This is a genomic window from Qipengyuania citrea, from assembly GCF_024171405.1.
Taxonomy (GTDB): Bacteria; Pseudomonadota; Alphaproteobacteria; order Sphingomonadales; family Sphingomonadaceae; genus Qipengyuania; species Qipengyuania profunda.
Genome location: NZ_JALJZT010000001.1, coordinates 103,382 through 126,137, shown reverse-complemented (window position 1 = coordinate 126,137; position 22,756 = coordinate 103,382). Strand labels below are relative to the sequence as shown.

The window sequence follows — 22,756 nt, the reverse complement described above, 5'->3', positions numbered from 1 at the left end:
TTCTTACTCCACGACTGCCGCGGCGTCGGCTTCAGCCTCGGCCTCGGAAGAACCACCGCGGCCGAGCAAGTCGGCAACCTTCTTGCCACGACGCTGGGCCACCGACTTCGGCGAAGTCTGCGTGGTCAGCGCGTCGAAAGTGGCGCGGATCATGTTGTAGGGGTTCGAGGTGCCGACCGACTTGGTCACCACGTCGGCAACGCCGAGGCTCTCGAACACGGCGCGCATCGGACCACCGGCGATGATGCCGGTACCCGGAGGCGCGGTGCGGACGGTGACCTTGCCGGCACCGAAGTGACCCTTGCCGTCGTGATGGAGGGTGCGGCCCTCCTTCAGCGGGACACGGACCATCTTCTTGCGCGCAGCGGCAGTCGCTTTGCTGATCGCTTCGGGCACTTCGCGAGCCTTGCCCTTGCCGAAGCCAACGCGGCCCTGGCCGTCACCGACAACCACGAGTGCAGCAAAACCGAAGCGCTTACCGCCCTTCACCGTCTTGCTGACGCGGTTGATGTGGACGAGCTTCTCGATGATGCCGTCGTCTTCTTCCTCGCGGCGTCCGCCACGACGGTTGTTGTCGCGGCCACCACGGCCACGGCCACCGCCGCCACCACCGCGATTGTCACGGCCACCACGGCCCTGGCGTTCGCGCGGCTGACCTTCGGCACCCTGTGCGGGGCTCTGGTTGGCAGCTGCTTCCGAAGGCGTGTCGGCGACAGCCGGCTCTTCCTTCGTGACGGGAGCTTCGGTTTCGGCCTTGGCCGGAGTCGCTTCGACCTTGGTCTCTTCGACCTTGGTTTCGGCTTCGGTGTTTTCGGTCTTGTTTTCGTCAGCCATCATCAGAACTCCAGCCCGCCTTCGCGAGCGGCGTCGGCCAGCGCCTTGACGCGGCCATGGAACAGGAAGCCGCCGCGATCGAAGACGACGGTGGTCACGCCGGCCTTCTTGGCAGCAGCGGCGATGTCGGTGCCGACCTTCTTGGCCGCATCGACATTGGCGCCCGAGTTCTTCGTGCCGAGCGTCGAAGCGGCGGCGAGGGTCTTGCCCGCGGCGTCGTCGATGATCTGCGCGTAGATGTGCTGGCCGGTGCGGTGCACCGACAGGCGGGGCTTGCCACCCGACACGTTGCGAAGCGCGGTGCGGACGCGGCGACGGCGACGTTCAAAGAGAGAGAGCTTGGCCATCTTACTTCTTCTTCCCTTCCTTGCGGAAGATATACTCGCCGCGGTACTTGATGCCCTTGCCCTTGTAGGGTTCGGGCTTGCGCCACTTGCGGACATTCGCCGCAAACTGGCCCACGGCCTGCTTGTCGATACCGCTGATCTCGATAGTGGTCTGGTCAGGGGTCTTCACCTCGAGGCCTTCCGGCACATCGAGGTCGACATCGTGCGAGTAGCCGAGCTGAAGCTTGAGCTTCTTGCCCTGCGCCTGCGCACGGTAACCGACACCATTGATCTCGAGGACCTTGGTGAACCCTTCGGTCACGCCTTCGACCAGATTCGATACCATGGTGCGCTGCATGCCCCAGTGGTTGCGGGCAGCGCGGGTATCGTTGGCCGGCTTGACCGAGATCTCGCCGTCTTCGAGCGTGTATTCGATCAGGTCGGACAGACCCATGTCGAGAGTGCCCTTGGGCCCCTTGACGCTGAGCGTCTTGCCATCGATGTTGGCAGTGACCCCGCTCGGGATCGCTACCGCCCTTTTGCCGATGCGGCTCATCAGAACACCTCCGCCAGCACTTCGCCGCCAACGTTTTCGGTGCGCGCTTCGGCGTCCGAAAGCACACCCTTGGGCGTCGAGACGATGGTGATGCCAAGGCCGTTGCGCACGATCGGGAGTTCTTTCGAACCCGAATAGACGCGGCGGCCCGGCTTGGAGACGCGAGCGACATGCTTGATAGCAGGTTCGCCCTCGAAATATTTCAGTTCGATCCGCAGCTGTGCGTGCTTGGCCGAAGCGTCTTCGCTGTAGCCACGGATGTAGCCTTCGCGCTGAAGCACTTCGAGAACGTTCGCACGCAGCTTGCTGGCGGGCGAAAGGACACTGTCCTTCTTCGCGCGCTGGCCGTTGCGGATGCGGGTGAGCATGTCACCCAGGGGATCGGTCATAGCCATCTGTCTTTACCTCACCAGCTCGACTTGGTCAGGCCTGGAATCAGGCCCTTGTTGCCGAGGTCGCGCAGTTCGATACGGTTGAGACCGAACTTGCGGTAATAGCCGCGGGGGCGGCCGGTGGTGGAGCAGCGGTTGCGCACCCGGGTCGGGTTCGCATTGCGCGGCAGTTCCGCCATCTTGAGACGCGCCATCAGGCGTTCGGTCTCGTCGAGCGATTCATCGTCAGCGATAGCCTTCAGCTTCGCAAACTTTTCCGCATACTGCTTGACGAGCTTCTTACGACGCTCGTTCTTGTTGATCGAACTCAGTTTCGCCATTGGACTTAAGTTCCTCTATTAGCGGCTCACGCCGCCTCCTTCTCTTCCGACACTTCGGCCGGGAACGGGAAACCGAACAGGCGGAGCAATTCGCGCGCCTCTTCGTCGGTCTTCGCCGTCGTGGTTACGATGATGTCCATCCCCCGGACCTTGTCGATCTGGTCGTAGCTGATCTCGGGAAAGATGATCTGTTCTTTCAGGCCCATGGCATAGTTGCCACGGCCGTCGAACGACTTCGGGTTGAGGCCGCGGAAATCTCGGATGCGCGGCATGGCCACGGTCACCAGACGGTCCGTGAACTCGTACATGCGGTCGCGGCGCAAGGTGACCTTGCAACCGATCGGCATGCCTTCACGCAGCTTGAACTGCGCGATCGACTTCTTGGCCTTGGTGATAACCGGCTTCTGGCCGGCGATCAGCGCCATTTCCTCGGCTGCAGTCTGAACCTTCTTCTTGTCCTGGCTGGCTTCGCCCACACCCATGTTGAGCGTGATCTTTTCCAGCTTGGGGACTTCAAGAGCGTTCTTGTAGCCGAACTTCTCGGTCATCGCCTTGACGATCTCGTCGTCGTAGCGCTTGCGCATGCGGGGCGTATAATCAGCCATCGATAGTCTCTCCGGACTTTACGGCGACACGAACCTTCTTGCCGTCCTGGTCTTGGAAACGGACGCGCGTGGGCTTGCCATCCTTCGGATCGGCCAGCGCAACCTTGCTGATGTGCATCGGCGCTTCGAAACGGTCGATGCCACCCTGCGGGTTCTGCTGGGTCGGCTTGCGGTGACGCGCGGCGATGTTGACGCCTTCGACGACGATCTTGCCATCCTTGGGCATGACCTTCGCGACGGTGCCGGTCTTGCCCTTGTCCTTGCCGGACAGGACGACGACGCTGTCACCCTTCTTGATCTTTGCGGCGGCCATTACAGCACCTCCGGAGCAAGCGAGATGATCTTCATGAAACCGCGACCGCGCAGTTCGCGCACGACCGGGCCGAAGATACGGGTGCCGATCGGTTCTTCGCTCTTGTTCACGAGCACCGCGGCGTTGCTGTCGAAGCGGATCACGCTGCCATCGGGGCGGCGGACGTCCTTCTTCGTGCGCACGATGACAGCGCGATGGACATCGCCCTTCTTCACCTTGGTGCGCGGCTGGGCTTCCTTGACGGAAACCACGATCACGTCGCCTACGGAAGCAGTCCGGCGCTTGGAGCCGCCCAGTACCTTGATGCACTGGACGCGCTTGGCGCCGCTGTTGTCCGCGACGTCGAGATTGGATTGCATCTGGATCATCGATCCGGTTCCTTCTCAATGGCTTGCCGGGACGTCTGCCCGGCAGTTCCTACGTCAATAAAAGCTCAGTTACCGGCGGCTTCGACGTCGAGGTTCGCCTCGACAGCCTGCGTGCCACCTGCGGTAACGCGATCGATCACCTGCCAGGTCTTGGTCTTGGAGATCGGCTTGGTTTCTTCGATGCGCACGACATCGCCGAGGGTGAACTCGTTCTGCGCGTCATGGGCATGGTACTTCTTCGAACGGCGGATGATCTTCCCGTAGAGGGGATGCTTCACCTTGCGTTCGACGAGCACGGTAACGGTCTTGTCGGTCTTGTCGGAGGTGACGGTCCCGATCAGGATACGCTTGGGCATGGTCTACTCCTTAAGCCTTCGCTTCAGCCGAGCGCGTGCGCTCGCTCTGCAGCGTCTTGATCTTGGCGATCGTGCGGCGCACTTCGCGGATGCGGGCCGGGGCCTCGAGCTGGTTCGTCGCCGCCTGGAAGCGGAGGTTGAACGCTTCGCGCTTGAGCGTGGTCAGCTCTTCGGCCAGCTGGTCGTCCGACTTCTGGCGCAGGTCTTCGGTCTTGGCCATCATTCGCCTCCCAGGTGCGAGGTGTCGCCCAGGCGGGCAACGACCTTGGTCTTGATCGGCAGCTTCATCGCTGCGCGCTCGAACGCTTCGGCGGCCAGCGGGCCGGCGACGCCGTCGAGTTCGAACAGGATGCGGCCCGGCTTGACCCGTGCAGCCCAGTATTCGATCGAGCCCTTGCCCTTACCCTGACGGACTTCGGCAGGCTTCTTCGACACCGGCACATCGGGGAAGATGCGGATCCACAAACGTCCCTGACGCTTGATGTGGCGCGTGATCGCACGGCGAGCCGCTTCGATCTGGCGCGCGGTGATCCGCTCGGGTTCCATCGCCTTCAGGCCGTAGGACCCGAAATTCAGCGTCGTGCCGCCCTTGGCCTTGCCATGGATCTTGCCCTTGAACGCCTTGCGGTACTTGGTTTTCTTCGGTTGCAGCATGGTTCTTTCCTAATCCTGCAATCAGCGCGCCGGACGGACGCCCGAGGTCTGGGCTTCCATCATCAGGCGGTCCTGGGCGGTCGGGTCATGCGCCAAGATTTCGCCCTTGAAGATCCAGCACTTGATGCCGATGATCCCGTAGGCGGTCAGCGCTTCGGCTTCCGCATAGTCGACGTTGGCACGCAGCGTGTGGAGCGGAACGCGGCCTTCGCGATACCATTCGACACGCGCGATTTCAGCACCGCCGAGACGGCCGCCGCACACGATCTTGATGCCTTCCGCGCCAAGGCGGAGAGCCGACTGCACAGCGCGCTTCATGGCGCGGCGGAAGGCGACACGGCGGATCAGCTGGTCGGCAATGCCCTGGGCGACGAGCTTGGCATCGATTTCCGGCTTGCGGATTTCGACGATGTTCAGCTTCACTTCGCTGTCGGTCATGCTCGACAGCTTGGTGCGCAGCTTTTCGATGTCCGCGCCCTTCTTGCCGATGATGACGCCCGGACGGGCGGCATAGATCGAGATGCGGCACAGCTTGGCCGGACGCTCGATCACAACCTTCGAGATCGCTGCCTGCGGCAGGCTGTCGACGATGTGCTTGCGCAGCTTGATGTCTTCGCTGAGCAGCTTGGCATAGTCGCGCCCTTCGGCGTACCAGCGGCTGTCCCAGGTGCGGTTGATCTGCAGGCGCAGACCGATCGGATTGCTCTTCTGGCCCATCTTACGCCTCTTCCTGCTCGCGAACGACGATACGAAGGCGGCTGAACGGCTTCAGGATGCGCGTCGACTTGCCGCGACCACGCGTGTGGAAGCGCTTCATCGTGATCGACTTGCCCACCGAAGCCTCGGCAACGACCAGTGCGTCGACATCGAGGTTGTGGTTGTTTTCCGCATTGGCGATCGCCGATGCAAGAACCTTGGTGGCGTCCTTCGCCATCGCCTTCTTCGAGAAAGCGAGGATGTTGAGCGCCTCTTCGGCCTTCTTGCCGCGGATCAGGCCGGCAACGAGGTTGAGCTTCTGCGCCGAACCACGGATCGTGGTAGCGACGGCCAGCGCCTCGTTGTCCGCCACGCGACGGGGTGCTTTCTGCTTGCTCATCAGCGCTTGCCCTTCTTGTCGGCGGCGTGACCCGGGAAAGTACGCGTAGGTGCGAACTCGCCGAGCTTGTGGCCGACCATCTCTTCCGAAACGGAGACCGGGATGAACTTGTGACCGTTGTAGACGTTGAACGTCAGACCAACGAATTGCGGCAGGATGGTGCTACGGCGCGACCAGGTCTTGATCGGCTTGTTGGCACCCGCGTCCTGAGCGGTCTCAGCCTTCTTGAGAAGGCTGAGCTCGACGAACGGACCTTTCCAGACGGAACGAGCCATGTCGGATTACCTCTTCTTCTTCGCGTGGCGCGAACGGATGATCATCTTGTCCGTCTGCTTGTTCTTGCGGGTACGGGCGCCCTTGGTCGGCTTGCCCCACGGAGTGACCGGATGACGGCCACCGCTGGTGCGGCCTTCACCGCCGCCATGCGGATGGTCGACCGGGTTCTTGGCGACACCGCGGGTCAGCGGCTTGATGCCCATCCAGCGACGACGACCGGCCTTGCCCAGGTTCTGGTTCTGGTTGTCCGGGTTCGACACGGCGCCAACGGTGCCCATGCAGTCGGCGCGCAGGTAACGCTGCTCGCCGCTGTTGAGACGCACGATGACCATGCCGCGGTCACGGCCGACCAGCTGAACGTAGGACCCTGCAGCGCGGGCGATCTGGCCGCCCTTGCCCGGCTTCATTTCCACGTTGTGGCAGATCGTGCCGACCGGCATCTGGCCGAGCAGCATGGCGTTGCCGGGCTTGGTGTCGCATTTCTCGGCAGCGATGACCTTGTCGCCGACAGCAAGACGCTGCGGAGCGAGGATATAGGCCAGTTCGCCGTCGGTATACTTCACCAGCGCGATGAACGCAGTCCGGTTCGGGTCATACTCGAGCCGTTCGACGGTCCCTTCGACGTCCCACTTGCGACGCTTGAAGTCGACATAACGGTACTTCTGCTTGTGACCGCCAGCCATGCCGCGCGAGGTGACATGACCCTTGTTGTTGCGGCCACCGGTCTTGCGCTTGCCTTCAACGAGCGACTTGACCGGCTTGCCCTTGTAGAGCCCCGACTTGTCGACGAGGATCAGGCCGCGACGGCCCGGGCTCGTGGGTTTGTAATTCTTGAGTGCCATTTCTCTCTAGCCCCTCAGATACCGCTGGTGACGTCGATGGAATCGCCGTCTTTCAGGGTGACGATGGCCTTCTTCATGTCCGTGCGCTTGTAGGGCCTGCCCTTCCAGCGCTTGGTCTTGCCCTTCGTCACGATGGTGTTCACGCCCATTACCTTGACACCGAAAATCGCCTCGATCGCTTCCTTGATCTGCGGCTTGGTGGCATCGTTGGCGACCTTGAAGACGACGGCGTTGTGTTCCGACGCCAGCGTGGCCTTCTCGGTGATGTGCGGTGCGAGCACGACGTCGTAGTGACGCGCTTCCACTTCCTGCTTTTTAGCCATTGAAACGGGCCTCCAGCTTTTCGACCGCGTCCTTGGTAAGGACCAGCGTGTCGTGCTTCAGGATGTCGTAAACGTTGGCACCCATGGCCGGCAGCACATTGACGCCGGGCAGGTTGCTTGCAGCCTTACTGAAACCGTCATTGACGCTTTCGCCGTCGATCACGAGGACCTTGCCGTTCCAGCCAGCCTTGTCGAAGTGAGCCTTGAGCGCCTTGGTCTTGGCGTCCGTCAGTTCGAGGCTGTCGATGACAACGAGGCCATCCTTCGCCTTGCTCGACAGAGCCATCTTGAGACCGAGTGCCCGGACCTTCTTGTTCAGCGACTGCTCGAAGTCACGCTTGCGCGCGCCGTGAGCCTTACCGCCGCCGATGAAGATCGGAGCAGCGCGATCGCCGTGACGAGCCGTGCCGCCGCCTTTCTGGCGACCCCACTTCTTGCCGGTGCGCGCCACGTCCGAACGCTCACGCGTCGGGCGGGCGGTGCCGCGGCGGTTCTCGAGCTGCCAGGTGACAACACGATGCAGGATGTCGGCGCGCGGTTCGATACCGAACACGTCATCGTTCAATTCGATGTCGCCCGACGCCTTGCCGTCGATTTTCTGGACCTTCACCTTCACGGATCAGCCCTCCTTGCTATCGTCCGCGCCGGTGTCGGCTGCGGGCGTATCGGTGGTGGATTCGGTGTCGGCACCGGCGTCCTGTTCCTTGAGCAGCTTGGCCTGCTGGTCGGCGGAAACTTCCGTCCCGACTTCGTGCTCGGCCGAGCTCTCGACCAGGCCTGCAGCGGCTTCTTCATGCTCGAACTCGTCGCGGTTGCGATACATCACGCCCGGGAACGGCAGTTCACCGTGGTCGATCTTGACCGCGTCCTTGACCAGCAGCCAGCCGTTCTTCGCGCCCGGGACCGAGCCCTTGACGAAGAGCAGGCCGCGATCGGCATCGGTGCGGACGATCTCGAGGTTCTGCTGGGTGCGCTGACGGTCGCCCATGTGGCCGGCCATCTTCTTGCCCTTGAACACGCGGCCCGGATCCTGACGGTTACCCGTCGAACCGTGCGAACGGTGCGAGAGCGAGACACCGTGGGTAGCCCGCAGACCACCGAAGCCCCAGCGCTTCATCGCGCCGGCAAAGCCCTTGCCCTGCGTGTGGCCGGTGATGTCGACCTTCTGGCCGGCAATGAAGTGTTCAGCCGAAATGCGCGCGCCGACGGGAAGCAGAGCATCCTCGGCCTCGACACGGAATTCCGCGACCTTCATCTTCAGCTCGACGCCCGCCTTGGCAAAGGCTTCGCGCTGCGGCTTGTTGACATTCTTCTGCTTGGCTTCGCCCGAACCGACCTGGACCGCGAAGTAACCATCGCGATCAGCAGTACGGTGAGCGGTAACCTGGCAATTTTCCAGCGCAAGAACGGTAACCGGCACGTGCCGACCGTCCTCCTGGAAGAGGCGGGTCATCCCGACTTTCTTTGCGATAACGCCAGTGCGCATCGTAAAACTCCTAACACAGAGGCACCCCGGCCCATCCGAGGTGCTTGCCAGCCCATTTTATGATGCGTCGCCCCGTCCGGGCTGAGTGCTTCCGCGGCACGAAGCCTGGGAAGCGAGACGGGGGACGCAGACCCGGATAATCCGGCGGTATCCCGATGTCTTGCCGGGCCTTGCGGCCTGGCGGGGCTATCGAGCGCCCCGAAACTATCCCGGCCGGTTAACGTCCTGCCGGGCAGACGGCAAGTCCCGCATCCACGGAAACTTGCGGCAAACTCTTAGGCGAGCTTGATTTCCACGTTCACGCCCGCGGCCAGGTCGAGCTTCATCAGCGCGTCGACGGTCTGGGCGTTGGGCTGCACGATGTCGAGCAGCCGCTTGTAGGTGCGCACCTCGAACTGCTCGCGCGACTTCTTGTCGATGTGCGGGCCGCGGTTCACGGTGAACTTCTCGATACGCGTCGGCATGGGAATGGGGCCACGAATAAGAGCACCCGTACGACGCGCGGTGTCGGCGATTTCGCCAGTTGCCTGGTCGAGAACGCGATGGTCGAACGCCTTGAGGCGAATGCGGATATTCTGAGCTTCCATTTACCTACACCGATGCGAAAGAGCCAATGGGCCGATAGCGGCCCACAAAAAAGAAAAGCCCGCCCCGCTTTGTCCGGTTTCCCGGGACGGGCGGCCTTTGTTGAATTGGTTGTGCCAAGGAATACCGAGCGGCGAATCCTTGTCTGTGGCCGCGCATATACGGGTGAGTCCCCAATCTGGCAACCCCTCAATTCCGCCCTGCAGCCATAAGGCGGAATATGACACGGCGGGCCGTGCCTCTGGTGCCGATCAGGCCCCGAAAAACCGAAGGCCCGCCCCTCTTGAAGAGGAGCGGGCCAGCGATTTGGTTACGGGTAAGCGAAGCTTACTTCGTGATGTTCGCCACGACGCCCGAGCCGACGGTGCGGCCGCCTTCGCGGATTGCGAAGCGCAGACCTTCGTCCATGGCGATCGGTGCGATCAGCTTGACGTTGATCGTCACGTTGTCGCCCGGCATCACCATTTCGGTGCCCTCGGGAAGGATCACTTCGCCGGTGACGTCGGTGGTGCGGAAGTAGAACTGCGGACGATAGTTCGCGAAGAACGGCGTGTGACGGCCGCCTTCGTCCTTCGACAGGACGTAAACTTCGGCGCTGAACTCGGTATGCGGCGTAACCGAACCGGGCTTTGCGAGAACCTGGCCACGCTCGACGTCTTCACGGGCAACGCCGCGGATCAGGGCGCCGATGTTGTCGCCGGCTTCGCCGCGATCGAGCAGCTTGCGGAACATTTCAACGCCGGTGACGGTCGTCTTGGTGGTGTCCTTGATGCCGACGATTTCGCATTCGTCGCCAACGTTCACAACGCCGGTTTCGACACGGCCGGTGACAACCGTACCACGACCCGAGATCGAGAACACGTCTTCGATCGGCATCAGGAACGCCTGGTCGACCGGGCGTTCCGGCTGCGGGATGTGCTCGTCGACAGCCTTCATCAGCTCGATGATCGATTCCTTGCCGATGTTGTCGTCACGGCCTTCGAGAGCGGCCAGAGCCGAGCCCTTGATGATCGGAATGTTGTCGCCATCGAAGTCGTAGGCGCTAAGCAGTTCGCGAACTTCCAGTTCGACGAGCTCGAGGATTTCCTCGTCGTCGACCTGGTCAACCTTGTTCAGGTACACAACCAGAGCCGGAACGCCGACCTGACGCGAAAGCAGGATGTGCTCGCGGGTCTGGGGCATCGGGCCGTCGGCTGCGTTCACCACCAGGATTGCGCCGTCCATCTGGGCGGCACCGGTGATCATGTTCTTCACGTAGTCGGCGTGACCCGGGCAGTCGACGTGCGCGTAGTGACGTGCGTCGGTTTCGTATTCGACGTGTGCGGTCGAGATAGTGATGCCGCGCTCGCGCTCTTCGGGCGCCTTGTCGATGTTTGCAAAATCAACCGCTGCACCGCCATAGGTTTCGGCCATCACCTTCGTGATCGCCGCGGTCAACGTGGTCTTACCGTGGTCGACGTGACCAATGGTACCAACATTGACGTGCGGCTTGTTGCGCTCGAACTTTTCCTTCGCCATTTTCCAATAACCTCTGTCTTAAAAATTTGGGATTTATGCGGGGAGGAAACGGCGCCCGCTGAATCAGGCGCCGCCCCTAGACCTCAAAGCTGGCTTACGCAAGCTTCTCCTTGACCTCGGCCGCGACGTTTGCCGGGACCTCGTCGTAGTGGCTGAACTGCATCGAGTACTGGGCGCGGCCCTGCGTGAACGAGCGCAGCTCGTTGACGTACCCGAACATGTTCGCGAGCGGCACGTTGGCTTCGACCGCCTGTGCATTGCCGCGGCTGTCGGTGCCCTGGATCTGGCCACGACGGCTGTTGAGATCGCCGATGACGTCGCCGAGATAGTCCTCGGGGGTCACGACCTCGACCTTCATGATCGGTTCGAGCAGCTTGATGCCGGCACGGTCAGCGACTTCGCGCATGGCGCCACGGCCGGCGATTTCGAACGCGATCGCGCTCGAGTCGACGTCATGGTAGGCACCGTCATACAGTTCGACGGTGAAGTCGATGATCGGGAAGCCGACGAGATGGCCGCTTTCGGCCTGCTCGCGGAAACCCTTTTCAATGGCCGGGATGTATTCCTTCGGAATGTTACCGCCCTTGATGCTGTCTTCGAACACGAAGCCCTGGCCGCGCTCACCCGGGGTGATCTTGACCTTGACGCGGCCGAACTGGCCCGAGCCACCCGACTGCTTCTTGTGGGTGTAATCGACGTCGACCGGCTTGCCGAGATATTCGCGGTAAGCGACCTGCGGCGCGCCGACATTGGCCTCGACCTTGAATTCGCGCTTCATGCGATCGACGAGGATGTCGAGGTGAAGCTCGCCCATGCCCTTGATGATCGTCTGGCCCGATTCGTGATCGGTGGTGACGCGGAAGCTCGGATCCTCGGCAGCCAGGCGGTTGAGCGCGACGCCCATCTTTTCCTGGTCGGCTTTGGTCTTGGGCTCCACCGACAGTTCGATAACCGGCTCGGGGAATTCCATGCGCTCGAGGATGATCGGCTTGGAGGCATCACACAGCGTATCGCCGGTGGTGGTTTCCTTCAGGCCGGCAATCGCGACGATGTCGCCGGCGAATGCCTCGTCGATGTCTTCGCGGTTGTTCGAGTGCATCAGCAGCATGCGGCCGATCTTTTCCTTCTTGTCCTTCACCGAGTTCAGGACGCTGCCCTTGGTGAGGTGACCCGAGTAGATACGGGTGAAGGTAAGCGAGCCCACGAAGGGATCGTTCATGATCTTGAACGCGAGCGCGGAGAACGGGGCGTCGTCGGACGATGCACGCGTGTCTTCCTCATCGCTGTCGGGCAGCACGCCCTTGATGGCCGGAACGTCGAGCGGCGACGGCATGTAATCGACGATCGCATCGAGCAGGGGCTGGACGCCCTTGTTCTTGAACGCCGAGCCGCATATCACGGGCACGAAGTCGCGCGCCATGGTGCCCTTGCGGATCAACTTCTTGAGCGTCGCCGCATCGGGTTCCTCGCCTTCGAGATAGGCTTCCATCACGTCGTCGTCCTGTTCGACGGCGGTCTCGATCAGCTTCTCGCGATATTCGGCGGCCTTGTCGGCCAGGTCCGCGGGGATGTCGACATATTTGAAGTCAGCGCCGAGGCCGTCGTTTTCCCAGACGATACCGCGGTTGTTGACCAGGTCGACCACGCCCGACAGATCGCTTTCCGCGCCGATCGGGAGATAGAGCACCAGCGGGGTCGCGCCGAGACGGTCGATGATCGACTGGACGCAGTAATAGAAATCGGCGCCGGTGCGGTCGAGTTTGTTGATGAAGCACATGCGCGGGACGCCGTACTTGTCGGCCTGGCGCCAGACGGTTTCGGATTGGGGTTCGACCCCGGCCACGCCGTCGAACACCGCCACCGCACCGTCGAGCACGCGCAGGCTGCGTTCGACTTCGATGGTGAAGTCGACGTGCCCGGGGGTGTCGATGATGTTGATGCGGTGCTTTTCGCCCTTGCCGTCCTCGTTCTGCCAGAACGTGGTGGTCGCGGCCGAGGTGATGGTAATGCCGCGTTCCTGCTCCTGCTCCATCCAGTCCATCGTCGCGGCGCCGTCATGGACTTCGCCGATCTTGTAGGACTTGCCGGTGTAGTAGAGGATACGCTCGGTCGTGGTGGTCTTGCCGGCATCGATGTGGGCCATGATGCCGATGTTGCGGTACCGCTCCAGCGGATATTCGCGAGCCATGTGGATTTCCTCGGTTTCGGGGTTAGCGCAGCTGCACGCCCCATATGGGTATCAGTATGACCGCTTGAAGACCGCGGGGAAGGAACCCCCCTCCCCCGGCCTCACAAGCGGGGCGCCCTACCAACGGTAGTGCGAGAAGGCGCGGTTGGCGTCCGCCATGCGGTGCGTGTCTTCGCGCTTCTTGACCGCATTGCCGCGGTTGTTGGCGGCATCCATCAGCTCGCCCGAGAGGCGTGCCGACATGGTGGTTTCCGGACGCCCGCGCGCCGCGGTGATCAGCCAGCGGATGGCCAGCGCCTGCGCGCGCTCGGGGCGCACTTCGACGGGCACCTGGTAGGTCGCACCGCCGACACGGCGCGAACGCACTTCGACCTGCGGCTTGATGTTTTCCAGCGCGGTGTGGAACATTTCCACCGGGTTCGCCTTGGCCTTCGCCTCGACCACGTCGAGCGCGGTGTAGACGATGCCTTCGGCGACGGCTTTCTTGCCGTCATACATCAAATTGTTCATGAACTTCGACAGCACCTGATCACCAAACTTGGGATCGGGCAGGATTTCCCGCTTCTCGGGACGACGACGACGTGACATGTCACGAATTCCTTCTTTTGAAGCCCCGCTCCCCTGCCCGTCACCCTGAACTCGTTTCAGGGTCCATCGGGCGGCATGGGCGGCGCTAGAACTTGCGAAACCTTCGCTTGCGGCACCATGGATCCTGAAACGAGTTCAGGATGACCCGACGCCGCAGGCCGTCAGGTCACTTCGGACGCTTGGCGCCGTATTTCGAACGGCTCTGCTTGCGGTCCTTGACACCCTGCGTGTCGAGCACGCCGCGCAGCACGTGGTAGCGCACGCCGGGAAGGTCGCGCACACGCCCGCCGCGGATCAGCACGACGCTGTGTTCCTGCAGGTTGTGGCCTTCGCCGGGGATGTAGGAGATGACTTCGCGCTGATTGGTCAGGCGGACCTTGGCCACTTTGCGCAGAGCCGAGTTCGGCTTCTTCGGGGTCGTCGTGTAGACGCGGGTGCAGACACCGCGCTTCTGCGGGTTCTGTTCCATCGCAGGGACCTTGCTCTTGGCCTTCTGCGGAACGCGGCCCTTGCGGACCAGCTGGTTGATCGTCGGCATGAGTTCTCTCTTCACCGTGTGATGGCGGCGACTAGCGGGGTATCGGCGGTGTGATTGGCTTAGCCCGTCATCCCGGCGCCTGTCCCTGCGAAGGCAGGGAAAAGCTGGGATCGCTGCCCACAAGCACTGCGCCTGCGGCACGAGATTCCAGCTTTCGCTGGAATGACGTCTAAGCTGAAATCACTCCACCCACGGCCCACACGGCCACCGGGTTACTTTGACGGCTGCCCCGAGCGTTCCCGAAGGTGCGCTGCAATAGAAAAGAGCCCGAGTGCATGACGCACCAGGCCCCGGGACATGACCGGCAATGTTCAGCTCTATCTGACCGACGAGGGAATCACGCGAGGCGGTTCCTACACCGGATGGGGGCGCACATAGTGGGATGGGGGTCCGCGGTCAAGGGTCCTACAGGAGCGTGGCCTGCGCCGCGCCGCCCGCCCACGGCTGCTGCGTCCGGTCGAGCGTCAGCGGCCCGGTCCACGCCCGGCACAGCCGCCGCGCGGCCTCTGCATCGCCGCTTGTCCATGTGCCATAGTCATCGGGGGCGAGGATCACCGGCATGCGGTGGTGACAATCGGCAGCGGGGCCTGCCGCCTCGGTCATCACCATCGAATAGCACCGGCCCCATTCGTCGCTATCGCGCCAGACCCCGGCGGCGGCGAGCAATCCGCCATCGGGAAGCGCAAGCCAGCTCCGCGTCTTGCCGCCCTTCGGCCCTTCCGCCTCCGCCCACGCCGTAAGCGGGATCAGGCACCGCCGTTCCACGAAGCTGTAGCGCCAGAAGAAGCCGTCGAGCTTGTCGGCGCGCGTATTGTTGACCGGCTTGGGCTTGAGCGGCTGCCCCTTCGCGCCCTTGCGGCTGAGCGGGAAGCCCCACGTCATCGAGACCAGCGCCCCATCGGCCACCACCGCGCCGGGATAGCCGGGAAAGACCTCCTCCCCGAAATTCGCCCCGCCAAGCTGGTCGATCGCATCGAACCAGCGCGCGACTTCGGAGTTGGGTTTGGTCATGCGGTAGAGGTTGCACATGGGTGCTGGCGTAGCGGGTGGGTGGTGCGGTGCCTAGGGAGGGCGAGGAAGTCCTCGGACATGACCGGCAATGTTCAGCCTATCTAACCGACGAGGGAATCCCGCGATGTGGTTCCTAAACCGGATGTGGGCGCACAGTGGAATGGGGGTGCGGGGTCAAGGGAGGATAGGCGAGGCGCGGAACCATATGTTGACCTCAAACCATAACTGTGGCTGATCAAGCAAAAGGGAGGGCGATGAATGCAACTGATACAAAGGATAGAAATCAATTATCTTCGATCGCTTTATACTGCGAATTTCAATCGTGTGGGCGATTTAAATGTTGTATTCGGAAGAAATGACAGTGGAAAATCGAACTTTCTCCGCGCATTGAACCTCTTCTTCAACGATGAGATAGAGCCCGAGCAAGAGCTCGATTTCAACCTCGACATCTCTGACGCACGAAAAGTGGCAGCGAGGCAGGCGAAGGGACGCCAATTCATATGGATAAAAATTACATTCAATGTTCCTGAAAACTATTCGGCGGTCCTAGGCGACGAAATAACAGTTAAACGCCAATGGAATCGCGATGGGGAGATGAACGAGACAGTTTTCCCGCACCTCCAAACAACTGGGCAGAGAGGCCGCCTCACGCGATTTTTCAACGATATTGATTTTACATATATCCCGGCCATCAAAGATTTGGAGGTCTTCGCCGACCTAATCGAGCGAATGTACGAGGCTGCTGCAGAAAGCGTTGCAATTCAGGGAGCAACCCAACGATTTGTTGACGCAATCGGCACGAGAACCCGTCCACTTTCAGAACAGCTTACTGAGATGTTCGAGGGTCCGGCCCGGCTTTCCGCACCCGCGGATATGGCAAGCCTTTTTCGAAATCTCGATTTCGCTCATGGAGAAGACAGCCATTCACTCCTTAGGCAGAAGGGTGACGGCATCAAAGCGCGCCATATTCCGGAAATGTTACGCTTCATAAACGATATAGAAGCGAGACCAAAACTATACTTGTGGGGGTTTGAAGAACCAGAAAACTCGCTTGACTTGAAGTCAGCTGAAATTGAAGCGGATCGGTTCGCCAAATTTTCGAGTCGTGATGATACGCAAGTGTTTATCACCAGTCATTCTCCAGCATTCTATTTGGCTGAAAATGAGAATGCTGAGGTCCAACGATACTTCATATCAAAGCAGCTGGTCAATGATGGAACGCCCATCCCAAGCAATGCATCTAGCGAGATAAGCAGTATCGAGCAGGCCGAGTCTCGAATGGAGAATGCCGGGTTACTTCAATTACCTTTCCTCATCCGCCGATCAAAACAGTTTCAAGACCAGATAGCAAAATTCAAGGACCAAGCCGAAGGATTACAAGAATTCGTGGCTAGCTTAGAGCGACCGACACTATTGGTAGAAGGTGTACACGATATCAGCATGTTTGAGGACGCGATCACCGCACTAGTTGATGGCAATGACATCGAAATTCGAGATCTTGGGGGTGCGCCCGAAAATGTCGATGGAATAATAGCGGCAGTTATGCAATGCGGTGGCCTTCATCCAAGCCAACGCGCGTATTTTCTTTTCGATAACGACAAGCCTGGGAGAACCGCATTTTCTAGACTCGTGAATCATCCACACCCCAGTCAGCAAAGAGAGTTCGGTGAAGGAAAGTTTGCTCGCTGCTTACCAATGACAGACGAATTCACCCTTTTTCTTGATCGTTATGGAATCAAAAGAAACCAAGCCTTCTTTACAGCTGAATTCCTTTACGACGCAGAAGAAGCCGCCGAATTATGCAGCGAGTTGATCGCGGGCAGGGAGACGGAGCCAGACATTGAAGATTGGCTCCACAACGTAAACGGTCAATATTTTGGTGCGATAGGCCAAAGGCCCTATCAACGACTCGTTTCCGCAGAAAGAGCGACACCCGACTGGTTGTTCGCCAGAGGCATACCCAGCTCGATTAAGCAGACCTTTTCTGAACAAGTGACTGTAAGAGGCATCGAAGCCCCGCTTGTCGATGATATCGCACAGGCAATTGCTGCCGCTCTAATTCCGAACTAATCTTAGTCGCTTTCGGCTCTCGACCTTCTCGCACTTGGTACCTCTAAGGGCCGCTTTTCGGTCTCGCTCGGCGCCGTCTACCCTTGTGGATTTGAAACTGACGCGTCTGTTCAATTCTCTTCCAGAAATCGAATGATGGGGCGAACTAATCTCCGCCGGTGGTAGGAGCCCTGCACAAATACCTTATACAAAATTTAGTCGTTTCGAGGGTAGCGAAGCAGTTCCAAGCAGCGTCCCGCACCTTAACTGGATTGCCACGTTACCTGCAGCTTCTCATAGTGCCCGGCGAGGGCCGAGCCCCTTATTCTCGTTCCTCAAACGCCGGGCGCAACGCATTCGCGTCGCTTGACTTTGGCCTTAGCAGTCGACGCGCGGTCGCGCTTGTTTCGCGCGCTAGAAAGCATTTTCCTACTCGCCCGAATTCTGCATTCTGTGCGCGTTCATGGATCACCCTCGCCCCACAAAACCTGCAATGCCTTCGCTTCTCGGTGCGCGCCGCGACGGCGCGATGCCCTCTGATTGCGCGCCACGTAGATATTGTACGCCGCTTCCACCCCAGTCATTGCGAGCGCAGCGAAGCAATCCAGCGCGCAGTTCTATGGATTGCCGCGTCGCCTGCGGCTCCTCGCAATGACTGATGAAAAGCCACAAATCACCGTGACGGGTGAGAGATGACCACCCCCACCCGCAAGATCGCCCGCCAGGCCACCTCCGTCGTCGCGCATGTCGCGCCCGAGCCCGAGGACGACGATCCCCTCCTCGCCTTCGCGCCCTTCCTCCACACCGCCCCGCGCCGCAATTCGATCACGCCCGAGCTCCAGCGGCGCTTTGTCGCCACGCTCGCCGCCACCGGCATCGTCAAACTTGCGGCCAAGCGGATCGGGAAGAGCCTCGAGGCGCTCTACAAGCTGCGCGCGCGGCCGGGGGCGGAGGGGTTTGCCGGGGCCTGGGATGCGGCGCTCGAGCGCGGGGCGGCGCGGCTGGAGGACATCGCGATGGAGCGCGCGCTGCTGGGCACGCGCACGCCGATCGTCTCGGGCGGCGAAATCCTCGGCCATTGGGACAAGCCCGACAATGCGCTGCTGCGCTTCCTGCTGCGCCACCGGCTGCCCGACCGCTATGGCGTGCACGATCTGAAGCCCGGCCACCCGGTCTATGAAAGCATCCGCGCCGAAGTGCTGGCCGAGCAGGAGCCGCTGGCGGGCGCGGGCGAGGCGGAGGTGCTCGCCTCGCTCAACGCCAAGCTCGAGCACATGCGCGCGAACGAGGACGCGCTGGCGGCGATGACTGCGGCAGACAAGCGCGAACGCTTGCGCGAGGTGGGTGCGCAGGCGACGGCCGCGGTGCGCGCGGGGCGCGGCTCGGCGGAGGATGATGCGGAGGCCTGACCGGGGGGCGTGGGCTTGGGGCGCGACTTTCGGAACCAACCCGCCGCCCCATGCAATGAAGGGGTAAAGGAGACCATCATGGCAGACCCGCAGCAGCGCCCCGACGAGCCCATCCATATCGACGCCGACAAGGCGCGCGGGGCGGAGATCATCCTCACCCGGCGCCGCAACCGCGTGATCTTCATCGCCGGGCTGGTCGGCTTCGTGCTGCTCGCGCTGGTGCTGGGGCCGCTGCTGTGAGGCAGGCCGCGCGCGAGGCGCGAACCTTGGCGCCGTCCGTGCGTTGAGCGCGCATGACATCCGACGAAACCCCGACCGACGACACCGATGACGAGGGCGCGGCGTCCACGCTCTACCTCGTGTGGCACGATCCCGCGGCCACGCCCGAGGCGCCGCTCGATTTGCATGGCGACGGGCATCCGCTGGCCGAGGGGCTGTGGCTGATCCGCTCGCCGCTGACGCGCTCGAAGCTCTATCACCGGATCAAGTGGCAATTGCCCGGCGACGCCGCGATCGCCTGCGCGCCGCTGGACGACGATCCCGCGGGCTGGCCCAAGTTCAAGGGGATGGAGAGCGGCGCGCTGGCGTGGCTGAAGGGGAGGTAAGTTAGGGCGCGCCCGGTATAACTTTTGTGGGCTCTGCAACGATTGGGCGGGTCGCGGGTTCATGTCCCGTATCGTCCCCCCTCCCCCCACCCCCGACGATGTGACGGAAGGAACCCCATGGCAGACCTATTCGACCTCTCCGACGGCGGCGCAAACCACCAGAAGCCGCAAGACGACGACCACGTGATGACCACCGCGCAGGGCCACCCCGTGGCCGACGACCAGAACTGGCTGAGCGCGGGTCCGCGCGGGCCGCAGCTGCTCGAAGACCAGATCGCGCGCGAGAAGATCTTCCACTTCGACCACGAACGGATCCCCGAGCGCGTGGTCCATGCGCGCGGCTACGGGGTGCACGGCCATTTCGAGCTGAAGAAGGCGATCCCGCAATATTCGCGCGCGGCGATCTTCAACCAGGAAGGCGTCAAGGTGCCGACCTTCACGCGCTTCTCCACCGTGGCGGGCAACAAGGGTTCGCCCGACCTCGCGCGCGACGTGCGCGGATTTGCCACCAAGTTCTACACCAGCGAGGGCAATTGGGACCTCGTCGGCAACAATATCCCGGTGTTCTTCATCCAGGACGCGATCAAGTTCCCCGACCTGATCCACGCCGCCAAGCCCGCGCCCGACCGCGGCTTCCCGCAGGCGCAGACCGCGCATGACAATTTCTGGGACTTCATCTCGCTCAGCCCCGAGGCGATGAACATGGTCATGTGGATCATGTCCGACCGCACGATCCCGCGTAGTTTCCGCTTCATGGAGGGCTTCGGCGTGCATACCTTCCGGCTGGTCAATGCCGAGGGCAAGGCGCATTTCGTCAAGTTCCACTGGAAGCCCTCGCTCGGGCTGCAGTCGGTGGTCTGGAACGAGGCGCTCAAGGTCAACGGGATGGACCCCGACTTCCATCGCCGCGACATGTGGGACGCGATCGACGCGGGCGACTATCCGCAGTGGGACCTCGGTATCCAGGTGTTCGACGAGGAATTTGCCGAAAAGTTCGAATTCGACGTGCTCGACGCGACCAAGATCATCCCCGAGGAACAGGTCCCGGTCGAGATCATCGGCACGCTGACGCTTGACGCCAATGTCGACAATTTCTTCGCCGAGACCGAGCAGGTCGCCTTCTGCACGCAGAACATCGTGCCCGGTATCGACCATTCGGACGATCCGCTGCTGCAGGGCCGCAATTTCAGCTATCTCGACACGCAGCTCAAGCGGCTCGGCGGGCCCAACTTCACGCACCTGCCGATCAATGCGCCCAAATGCCCGGTGCGGCATTTCCAGCAGGACGGGCACATGGCGATGCACAATCCCAAGGGCCGCGTGAATTACGAACCCAACAGCTGGGGCAGCGGCGACGGCGCAGACGTGGATCCCGGTCCGCGCGCGTCGGCCGAACGCGGCTTCCAGTCCTATCCGGCCGAGATCAGCGGCGCCAAGGTGCGCGAGCGCAGCCCGACCTTTGCCGACCACTACAGCCAGGCGCGGCAGTTCTACATCTCGCAGACCCCGGTCGAGCAGACCCATATGGGCAATGCGTTGACCTTCGAACTGTCGAAAGTGCAGCGGATGGATATCCGCAAGCGCATGGTCGGCCATCTGCGGCATATCGACGAAGGCCTGGCGCAGGACGTGGCGGACGGCATCGGCCTGACCGAACTGCCCGACAAGGTGCCCTTTGCGCGCAAGCCGATCACCGACCTGCCCGAAAGCCCGGCGCTGTCGATCCTCAAGAACGGCCCCGACAGCTTCAAGGGCCGCAAGCTGGGTATCTACATTGCCGAGGGCGCCGATGCGGATGTCGTGAAGGCGCTGCAGCAGGCGGCCAAGGATGCCGGCGCGATGGCGGAAATCATTGCCCCGCATGTCGCGGGCGCCAAGCTGTCTGACGGCAAAATGATGGAAGCCGACGAGAAGATCGATGGCGGCCCCTCGGTGGTCTATGACGCGGTCGCGGTGGTGATGGGCGAGGACAGCGGCAAGCGCTACGCCGAGGACAAGCCGAGCATCGACTTCGTCAACGATGCCTTCGCGCATGCCAAGTTCGTGGCCTATGTCCCCGCGGTCCAGCCGCTGTTCGAAAATGCAGGCGTGTGGAGCCGCCGCGACGACGGCTTCTTCGATGTCTCGGCGGGCAAGGATGCTGCGGCGAGCTTCATCGAGACCTGCGGCAAGCTACGGTTCTGGGACCGCGAGAGCGTCAAGCAGGACTGATGCCGGTATCGGGGGCATCCGCTGCGGCGGGTGCCCCTTCCCCGCTGGCACAGGCCCGCGAATACGCCTAGGCTATCCCCCGATGCGGCGCGCGCCGTGCGGGTGGAGGTCATGAATGGCGGAAAGCGGGAATATCCCTTTGGATCTGATCTCGCATAGCTGCGGCGGGGCGTCGATCCATACGCGCCTGGAAGACGGGCGCACGATCTGCATCCGCACGGTCACCCCAAAGGACGAGGACCGACTGCGCGCCGGCATCGCGCGGATGAGCCCGCGCTCGCGCTATCTGCGGTTCTTTTCCGGCGGCGCGAGCCCGCCCGACTGGGTGATCGAGCGATTGCTCGATGCCGATGGCGTGCTCCACCTCGCCTGGGGCGCGCTCGACCTGTCCGATCCCGACCATCCCGCAATGGGCGTGGTCCACGCGATGCGCCCCGACAAGGGCGATGCGGTTGCCGAATTTTCGGTCGGCGTGGTCGATGCCTATCACGGTCTGGGGATCGGCCGGCTGCTGACCGCGACGCTGCTGCTCGATGCCGCAGGCGGCCAGCTCGAGGCGTTTCGCGCGCATGTGCTGTCGGAGAACGAGGCCGCGCGCAGTTTCATCAAGCGGCTGGGCGGCGAGCATGTCGCGCAGGACGGACCGCAGGCGGAATACCGGGTGGAGGTTGCGCCCGCGCTGGCACGGCTGCGCGAGGAAAGCCGCCCCGGCGGGCTCGCCGCGATCTTCGCGCATTTTGACGCGCGCGAAGCGGCGGGCGCCGGCGTCTGATCAGGCGGGGCGCGGGTCGCTGGCGAGCAGGCCGTAGAGGCACACGTCGCGCAGCCCCTCATGCGTCGTCTCGTGTGCGCGCAGCAGCGCCTCGCGGGTGAAGCCCAGCGCCTCCGCCAGCCGCAGCGAGGCGTGGTTTTCGGCATCGATCTCGGCGGTGAGCTTGCGCGCGCCCTCGGCGAAGAGCTGCGCGACCAGCGCCGCCGTGCATTCGCGCGCGATGCCCTGTCCTTGCCAGGCGGCGCAGGTGATGTAGCCGATCTCGACCACGTGCGCCTCGTGCCCCGGCACTGCGACGAAGCGCCCCGCGACCGTGCCTTGGGCATCCTGTGCGATCCAGCTGCGCCCGTCCCATGCGGGATCGGCGAGCCAGCCCCACAGCTCGGCCTCGTCGGCAAAGGCCGGGCGCGTGAGGAAGCGGCACTGCGCGGGATCGCCCAGCGTGGGCAGCAGCGCGGCGGCGTCCGTACGGCGCAGCGGGCGCAGCGTGAAGCGCGGGGTGTGAAGTTCGGGAACCGCGGTCATCGGCGCAGGT

Annotated in this window: 31 protein-coding genes; 6 read left to right on the top strand and 25 right to left on the bottom strand. The window is 62.4% G+C overall.

Annotated features, from left to right (window positions below; genetic code table 11):
- Nucleotides 1-3: 3 nt before the first annotated feature.
- From rpsE to J2S32_RS00545, 24 genes are all read right to left on the bottom strand, one after another.
- Nucleotides 4-837 carry a 30S ribosomal protein S5 gene (rpsE, locus tag J2S32_RS00660; RefSeq protein ID WP_253515102.1) on the bottom strand — a complete coding sequence of 278 codons (834 nt, stop codon included), beginning with the start codon at nucleotides 835-837 and terminating at the stop codon, nucleotides 4-6.
- Nucleotides 837-1,181, bottom strand: coding sequence for a 50S ribosomal protein L18 (rplR, locus tag J2S32_RS00655; RefSeq protein WP_253515100.1), 345 nt, complete (start codon nucleotides 1,179-1,181; stop codon nucleotides 837-839). The genes rpsE and rplR overlap by 1 nt, the downstream gene beginning before the upstream one ends.
- 1 nt (nucleotide 1,182) lies before the next feature.
- A complete protein-coding gene (gene rplF / locus J2S32_RS00650) occupies nucleotides 1,183-1,716 on the bottom strand; it encodes a 50S ribosomal protein L6 (RefSeq protein ID WP_253515098.1) in 534 nt (177 codons plus the stop codon).
- Complete coding sequence (gene rpsH, locus J2S32_RS00645) at nucleotides 1,716-2,111, bottom strand: 30S ribosomal protein S8 (RefSeq protein ID WP_067464745.1); 396 nt, start codon at nucleotides 2,109-2,111, stop codon at nucleotides 1,716-1,718. Before rpsH ends, rplF begins: the two co-directional genes overlap by 1 nt.
- Nucleotides 2,112-2,122: 11 nt before the next feature.
- Nucleotides 2,123-2,428 (bottom strand): 30S ribosomal protein S14, encoded by a 306-nt coding sequence (rpsN, locus tag J2S32_RS00640; RefSeq protein ID WP_050599045.1) that lies wholly within the window; start codon nucleotides 2,426-2,428, stop codon nucleotides 2,123-2,125.
- Nucleotides 2,429-2,454: 26 nt separating this feature from the next.
- Nucleotides 2,455-3,033 (bottom strand): 50S ribosomal protein L5, encoded by a 579-nt coding sequence (gene rplE, locus J2S32_RS00635; RefSeq protein WP_253515096.1) that lies wholly within the window; start codon nucleotides 3,031-3,033, stop codon nucleotides 2,455-2,457.
- The gene (gene rplX, locus J2S32_RS00630) at nucleotides 3,026-3,346 is read right to left on the bottom strand and encodes a 50S ribosomal protein L24 (protein WP_253515095.1); all 321 of its coding nucleotides are present in this window, start codon (nucleotides 3,344-3,346) and stop codon (nucleotides 3,026-3,028) included. Before rplX ends, rplE begins: the two co-directional genes overlap by 8 nt.
- Entirely contained in the window at nucleotides 3,346-3,714 is a 369-nt protein-coding gene (rplN, locus tag J2S32_RS00625; protein ID WP_067464754.1) for a 50S ribosomal protein L14, read from the bottom strand. The genes rplX and rplN overlap by 1 nt, the downstream gene beginning before the upstream one ends.
- A 65-nt stretch (nucleotides 3,715-3,779) precedes the next feature.
- Nucleotides 3,780-4,070, bottom strand: coding sequence for a 30S ribosomal protein S17 (rpsQ, locus tag J2S32_RS00620; RefSeq protein WP_253515094.1), 291 nt, complete (start codon nucleotides 4,068-4,070; stop codon nucleotides 3,780-3,782).
- Between the two features lie 10 nt (nucleotides 4,071-4,080).
- The gene (gene rpmC / locus J2S32_RS00615) at nucleotides 4,081-4,290 is read right to left on the bottom strand and encodes a 50S ribosomal protein L29 (RefSeq protein ID WP_253515180.1); all 210 of its coding nucleotides are present in this window, start codon (nucleotides 4,288-4,290) and stop codon (nucleotides 4,081-4,083) included.
- Entirely contained in the window at nucleotides 4,290-4,724 is a 435-nt protein-coding gene (rplP, locus tag J2S32_RS00610; RefSeq protein ID WP_253515093.1) for a 50S ribosomal protein L16, read from the bottom strand. Before rplP ends, rpmC begins: the two co-directional genes overlap by 1 nt.
- Before the next feature lie 21 nt (nucleotides 4,725-4,745).
- Nucleotides 4,746-5,441: a 30S ribosomal protein S3 gene (gene rpsC / locus J2S32_RS00605; protein WP_253515092.1), complete on the bottom strand. Its 696-nt coding sequence runs from the start codon at nucleotides 5,439-5,441 to the stop codon at nucleotides 4,746-4,748.
- Nucleotide 5,442: 1 nt separating this feature from the next.
- Nucleotides 5,443-5,820, bottom strand: coding sequence for a 50S ribosomal protein L22 (rplV, locus tag J2S32_RS00600; RefSeq protein ID WP_253515091.1), 378 nt, complete (start codon nucleotides 5,818-5,820; stop codon nucleotides 5,443-5,445).
- Nucleotides 5,820-6,095, bottom strand: coding sequence for a 30S ribosomal protein S19 (rpsS, locus tag J2S32_RS00595; RefSeq protein WP_253515090.1), 276 nt, complete (start codon nucleotides 6,093-6,095; stop codon nucleotides 5,820-5,822). The genes rplV and rpsS overlap by 1 nt, the downstream gene beginning before the upstream one ends.
- Nucleotides 6,096-6,101: 6 nt before the next feature.
- Complete coding sequence (gene rplB / locus J2S32_RS00590; protein WP_253515089.1) at nucleotides 6,102-6,938, bottom strand: 50S ribosomal protein L2; 837 nt, start codon at nucleotides 6,936-6,938, stop codon at nucleotides 6,102-6,104.
- Between the two features lie 14 nt (nucleotides 6,939-6,952).
- Entirely contained in the window at nucleotides 6,953-7,261 is a 309-nt protein-coding gene (locus tag J2S32_RS00585) for a 50S ribosomal protein L23 (protein WP_253515088.1), read from the bottom strand.
- Nucleotides 7,254-7,877, bottom strand: coding sequence for a 50S ribosomal protein L4 (gene rplD, locus J2S32_RS00580; RefSeq protein ID WP_253515085.1), 624 nt, complete (start codon nucleotides 7,875-7,877; stop codon nucleotides 7,254-7,256). The genes J2S32_RS00585 and rplD overlap by 8 nt, the downstream gene beginning before the upstream one ends.
- A 3-nt stretch (nucleotides 7,878-7,880) precedes the next feature.
- Nucleotides 7,881-8,747, bottom strand: coding sequence for a 50S ribosomal protein L3 (gene rplC, locus J2S32_RS00575; protein ID WP_253515082.1), 867 nt, complete (start codon nucleotides 8,745-8,747; stop codon nucleotides 7,881-7,883).
- A 275-nt stretch (nucleotides 8,748-9,022) separates the two neighbouring features.
- Entirely contained in the window at nucleotides 9,023-9,334 is a 312-nt protein-coding gene (gene rpsJ / locus J2S32_RS00570; RefSeq protein ID WP_006831877.1) for a 30S ribosomal protein S10, read from the bottom strand.
- Between the two features lie 325 nt (nucleotides 9,335-9,659).
- Nucleotides 9,660-10,850 carry an elongation factor Tu gene (gene tuf, locus J2S32_RS00565; protein ID WP_253515080.1) on the bottom strand — a complete coding sequence of 397 codons (1,191 nt, stop codon included), beginning with the start codon at nucleotides 10,848-10,850 and terminating at the stop codon, nucleotides 9,660-9,662.
- A gap of 94 nt (nucleotides 10,851-10,944) precedes the next feature.
- On the bottom strand, nucleotides 10,945-13,038 hold the full coding sequence (fusA, locus tag J2S32_RS00560; protein WP_253515077.1) for an elongation factor G: 2,094 nt from the start codon (nucleotides 13,036-13,038) through the stop codon (nucleotides 10,945-10,947).
- Between the two features lie 117 nt (nucleotides 13,039-13,155).
- Nucleotides 13,156-13,626, bottom strand: a complete 471-nt coding sequence (gene rpsG / locus J2S32_RS00555) for a 30S ribosomal protein S7 (protein ID WP_253515075.1) — start codon at nucleotides 13,624-13,626, stop codon at nucleotides 13,156-13,158.
- Nucleotides 13,627-13,792: 166 nt separating this feature from the next.
- A complete protein-coding gene (rpsL, locus tag J2S32_RS00550; protein ID WP_006831873.1) occupies nucleotides 13,793-14,164 on the bottom strand; it encodes a 30S ribosomal protein S12 in 372 nt (123 codons plus the stop codon).
- 405 nt (nucleotides 14,165-14,569) lie between these two features.
- Nucleotides 14,570-15,175, bottom strand: a complete 606-nt coding sequence (locus J2S32_RS00545; RefSeq protein WP_437181912.1) for an SOS response-associated peptidase — start codon at nucleotides 15,173-15,175, stop codon at nucleotides 14,570-14,572.
- Between the two features lie 258 nt (nucleotides 15,176-15,433).
- Between J2S32_RS00545 and J2S32_RS00540 the strand changes: the two genes are divergently transcribed.
- The 6 genes from J2S32_RS00540 (at nucleotide 15,434) to J2S32_RS00515 (ending at nucleotide 22,221) form a co-directional block, all read left to right on the top strand.
- On the top strand, nucleotides 15,434-17,245 hold the full coding sequence (locus tag J2S32_RS00540) for an ATP-binding protein (RefSeq protein WP_253515072.1): 1,812 nt from the start codon (nucleotides 15,434-15,436) through the stop codon (nucleotides 17,243-17,245).
- A gap of 671 nt (nucleotides 17,246-17,916) precedes the next feature.
- Nucleotides 17,917-18,633, top strand: a complete 717-nt coding sequence (locus tag J2S32_RS00535) for a hypothetical protein (RefSeq protein ID WP_253515071.1) — start codon at nucleotides 17,917-17,919, stop codon at nucleotides 18,631-18,633.
- Between the two features lie 78 nt (nucleotides 18,634-18,711).
- Nucleotides 18,712-18,873, top strand: a complete 162-nt coding sequence (locus J2S32_RS00530) for a hypothetical protein (protein ID WP_253515070.1) — start codon at nucleotides 18,712-18,714, stop codon at nucleotides 18,871-18,873.
- A gap of 53 nt (nucleotides 18,874-18,926) precedes the next feature.
- Nucleotides 18,927-19,238: a hypothetical protein gene (locus tag J2S32_RS00525; RefSeq protein WP_253515069.1), complete on the top strand. Its 312-nt coding sequence runs from the start codon at nucleotides 18,927-18,929 to the stop codon at nucleotides 19,236-19,238.
- 117 nt (nucleotides 19,239-19,355) lie between these two features.
- Nucleotides 19,356-21,449: a catalase gene (locus J2S32_RS00520; RefSeq protein WP_253515068.1), complete on the top strand. Its 2,094-nt coding sequence runs from the start codon at nucleotides 19,356-19,358 to the stop codon at nucleotides 21,447-21,449.
- A gap of 115 nt (nucleotides 21,450-21,564) precedes the next feature.
- Nucleotides 21,565-22,221: a GNAT family N-acetyltransferase gene (locus J2S32_RS00515; protein ID WP_253515067.1), complete on the top strand. Its 657-nt coding sequence runs from the start codon at nucleotides 21,565-21,567 to the stop codon at nucleotides 22,219-22,221.
- On the opposite strand, the gene J2S32_RS00510 is transcribed toward J2S32_RS00515, so the two are convergent.
- Nucleotides 22,222-22,746 (bottom strand): GNAT family N-acetyltransferase, encoded by a 525-nt coding sequence (locus tag J2S32_RS00510; protein ID WP_253515066.1) that lies wholly within the window; start codon nucleotides 22,744-22,746, stop codon nucleotides 22,222-22,224.
- Nucleotides 22,747-22,756: the final 10 nt, after the last annotated feature.

Coding starts and splice junctions, on each gene's coding strand:
- rpsE (WP_253515102.1), bottom strand. CDS start 837: ATGATGGCTGACGAAAACAAGACCGAAAACACCGAAGCCGAAACCAAG.
- rplR (WP_253515100.1), bottom strand. CDS start 1,181: ATGGCCAAGCTCTCTCTCTTTGAACGTCGCCGTCGCCGCGTCCGCACC.
- rplF (WP_253515098.1), bottom strand. CDS start 1,716: ATGAGCCGCATCGGCAAAAGGGCGGTAGCGATCCCGAGCGGGGTCACT.
- rpsH (WP_067464745.1), bottom strand. CDS start 2,111: ATGGCTATGACCGATCCCCTGGGTGACATGCTCACCCGCATCCGCAAC.
- rpsN (WP_050599045.1), bottom strand. CDS start 2,428: ATGGCGAAACTGAGTTCGATCAACAAGAACGAGCGTCGTAAGAAGCTC.
- rplE (WP_253515096.1), bottom strand. CDS start 3,033: ATGGCTGATTATACGCCCCGCATGCGCAAGCGCTACGACGACGAGATC.
- rplX (WP_253515095.1), bottom strand. CDS start 3,346: ATGGCCGCCGCAAAGATCAAGAAGGGTGACAGCGTCGTCGTCCTGTCC.
- rplN (WP_067464754.1), bottom strand. CDS start 3,714: ATGATCCAGATGCAATCCAATCTCGACGTCGCGGACAACAGCGGCGCC.
- rpsQ (WP_253515094.1), bottom strand. CDS start 4,070: ATGCCCAAGCGTATCCTGATCGGGACCGTCACCTCCGACAAGACCGAC.
- rpmC (WP_253515180.1), bottom strand. CDS start 4,290: ATGGCCAAGACCGAAGACCTGCGCCAGAAGTCGGACGACCAGCTGGCC.
- rplP (WP_253515093.1), bottom strand. CDS start 4,724: ATGCTGCAACCGAAGAAAACCAAGTACCGCAAGGCGTTCAAGGGCAAG.
- rpsC (WP_253515092.1), bottom strand. CDS start 5,441: ATGGGCCAGAAGAGCAATCCGATCGGTCTGCGCCTGCAGATCAACCGC.
- rplV (WP_253515091.1), bottom strand. CDS start 5,820: ATGAGCAAGCAGAAAGCACCCCGTCGCGTGGCGGACAACGAGGCGCTG.
- rpsS (WP_253515090.1), bottom strand. CDS start 6,095: ATGGCTCGTTCCGTCTGGAAAGGTCCGTTCGTCGAGCTCAGCCTTCTC.
- rplB (WP_253515089.1), bottom strand. CDS start 6,938: ATGGCACTCAAGAATTACAAACCCACGAGCCCGGGCCGTCGCGGCCTG.
- J2S32_RS00585 (WP_253515088.1), bottom strand. CDS start 7,261: ATGGCTAAAAAGCAGGAAGTGGAAGCGCGTCACTACGACGTCGTGCTC.
- rplC (WP_253515082.1), bottom strand. CDS start 8,747: ATGCGCACTGGCGTTATCGCAAAGAAAGTCGGGATGACCCGCCTCTTC.
- rpsJ (WP_006831877.1), bottom strand. CDS start 9,334: ATGGAAGCTCAGAATATCCGCATTCGCCTCAAGGCGTTCGACCATCGC.
- tuf (WP_253515080.1), bottom strand. CDS start 10,850: ATGGCGAAGGAAAAGTTCGAGCGCAACAAGCCGCACGTCAATGTTGGT.
- fusA (WP_253515077.1), bottom strand. CDS start 13,038: ATGGCTCGCGAATATCCGCTGGAGCGGTACCGCAACATCGGCATCATG.
- rpsG (WP_253515075.1), bottom strand. CDS start 13,626: ATGTCACGTCGTCGTCGTCCCGAGAAGCGGGAAATCCTGCCCGATCCC.
- rpsL (WP_006831873.1), bottom strand. CDS start 14,164: ATGCCGACGATCAACCAGCTGGTCCGCAAGGGCCGCGTTCCGCAGAAG.
- J2S32_RS00545 (WP_437181912.1), bottom strand. CDS start 15,175: ATGACCAAACCCAACTCCGAAGTCGCGCGCTGGTTCGATGCGATCGAC.
- J2S32_RS00540 (WP_253515072.1), top strand. CDS start 15,434: ATGCAACTGATACAAAGGATAGAAATCAATTATCTTCGATCGCTTTAT.
- J2S32_RS00535 (WP_253515071.1), top strand. CDS start 17,917: ATGACCACCCCCACCCGCAAGATCGCCCGCCAGGCCACCTCCGTCGTC.
- J2S32_RS00530 (WP_253515070.1), top strand. CDS start 18,712: ATGGCAGACCCGCAGCAGCGCCCCGACGAGCCCATCCATATCGACGCC.
- J2S32_RS00525 (WP_253515069.1), top strand. CDS start 18,927: ATGACATCCGACGAAACCCCGACCGACGACACCGATGACGAGGGCGCG.
- J2S32_RS00520 (WP_253515068.1), top strand. CDS start 19,356: ATGGCAGACCTATTCGACCTCTCCGACGGCGGCGCAAACCACCAGAAG.
- J2S32_RS00515 (WP_253515067.1), top strand. CDS start 21,565: ATGGCGGAAAGCGGGAATATCCCTTTGGATCTGATCTCGCATAGCTGC.
- J2S32_RS00510 (WP_253515066.1), bottom strand. CDS start 22,746: ATGACCGCGGTTCCCGAACTTCACACCCCGCGCTTCACGCTGCGCCCG.